1 protein-coding gene and 1 pseudogene are annotated in these 1,783 nt (G+C 71.2%); both read right to left on the bottom strand.

Translation table 11 applies throughout. From position 1 onward, the window contains the following. Positions 1 to 668 (bottom strand): annotated as a pseudogene (locus ABT023_RS28975) (non-ribosomal peptide synthetase); the annotation flags it as partial. A 108-nt stretch (positions 669 to 776) separates the two neighbouring features. Further along, the coding region (locus tag ABT023_RS28970) for a condensation domain-containing protein (protein ID WP_350889866.1) at positions 777 to 1,783 on the bottom strand (1,007 nt) is incomplete at its 5' end.

The raw sequence follows: 1,783 nt of genomic DNA, 5'->3' as shown, positions 1-1,783 counted from the left end.
ACCGGGCGGACCGGACCCTGACCCCATGCCAACAGCCGCTCCCGCTCGGCCGCACCCAACAACGGCAACCGAGACAGCGGAACCCCGGGTTCCCGGACACCGGCTGACGCCAGCGTCACAACGTGGTCCACCAGGCCCCGCACCCACTCCGCCGAGAAGCCTTCCGCCGCGTAGTCCACCCGCAGCCCGGACCCGTCCGAGGCCACGGTCACCACCAGATCGACGTCCACCACCGCCGGGCCGACCTCGGCCACCGGACCGTCCACCACACCCACCACCACCGGACCCGCCACACCCGCACCCGCCACACCCGCAGCCACCACCGGCGCGGCCCACGCCACACCCACCCGAGACATCAACTCGGCGAACCCCGGATCACCCGCCACACCCACCCGCACCAACCCGCCACCCGCTGCCAGCCCCAGCGCCACCTCCTCCTGACCCGTGTACCGGGCCAACACCCCGACCAGGCCCGCCAACACCACGACCCCGGCCGGCTCCGGGCCCGCCAGGTCGGGCGGCTCCACCGTCCGCAGCTCCGACGCCGCCCGGGCCGGCCACACCAACGGCCGCCGCAGGTCACCCATCAGGTCGAGGGCCTCGAAGTCGGCACCGGACTCGGCTGCATTCGCGGCCTGGGCCTGGCCACCTACGAACCCGACAGACATGAGCCAACCTCCGATCAGGACCGGCGTCACCTGCACGGGTACGGCCGGATCAGGAAATCCAGGAACTCCGTGGGCACGCCCACGGCATGAGGGGTACGGGGTGAACGTTCAGCCGGCGAGGGGGGCCGGGCCGGGCCCCGCTTCGAGGAAACGCAGCATGTGGCCGTTCAGCTCCTCGGCGAAGCTGTACGGCAGGTAGTCGGTGCGGATGGTGACGCGCAGCAGGGCGTGGTCGGTGCGGGGCAGCACCTCGACCGTGAGCCCGTTGGGCACCTCCCGGGCGTACGGCTCGACGATCTCCTCGGTCCGGCAGCCGGGCAGCTCAAGCGGGAGGACGACGTTGTCCTGGTAGACGAAGGTGGGCAGGCTGGCGACCACCTCGCTGGAGATTCCGGCCGCGGGATCGTTGGCGGTCTCCGCGAAGGGGACGTCCTGGGCCCGCATGAGGTCGCTGGTCGTCTCGTGGACCCGGAGGACGAGGTCACCGTCCCCCGGCCCGTCGAACCGGACCCGGACGCAGTTGAGGTTGAGCCTGGTGGTGAAGGCGGAGTCGAGAACGCGGCTGCCGCGCTTCGCGACGACCATCAGCAGGCCGACGTCGTCCTGCTGGTTGACGGCGCGCAGCGCGGCGGCGAAAGCGGCGGCGAAGAGGCTGGAGCGGCTGAACCGGTGTTCGCGGGCGGCGCGGTCCCAGCGTTCCATCAGGTCGGGGGTGACGGTGACGATGTGTCCGGCCTTGGGCCCCCAGGCCAGCGCCTGTTCCAGCGACGCGCCGGCCGGGGGCTCGCCCTGGCGGGGCAGGCCGCGTAGCTGCTCACGCCAGTACGCGCGCTGCGTCTCCAGGTCGGCCGCGTCGCGCAGGCGGGTGAATTCGTCGTACGCCTCACGCAGTGTGGGTGCGGGTCGGTCCCATTCGGGGGTCTTGCCTGTCAGGCGGGCGGTGTAGGCGTGGCTGAGGTCGTTGACGAGGAGGGTGTGGGACCAGCCGTCGAAGGCGATGTGATGGATGCCGATGCCGAAGAGGATGCGGTTGGTGGTTTTTTCGCGGATGAGGGCGGCTCGCCAGTTGCGGCCTTGGGTGTAGTCGAGGGGTTGTTGTAGTGCTTCGGTGAGTT

The sequence above is a fragment of the Micromonospora sp. NPDC002296 genome (assembly GCF_040296145.1).
In the GTDB taxonomy this organism is placed as follows: Bacteria; Actinomycetota; Actinomycetes; order Mycobacteriales; family Micromonosporaceae; genus Micromonospora.
This window is presented reverse-complemented; position numbering and strand designations above follow the sequence as displayed.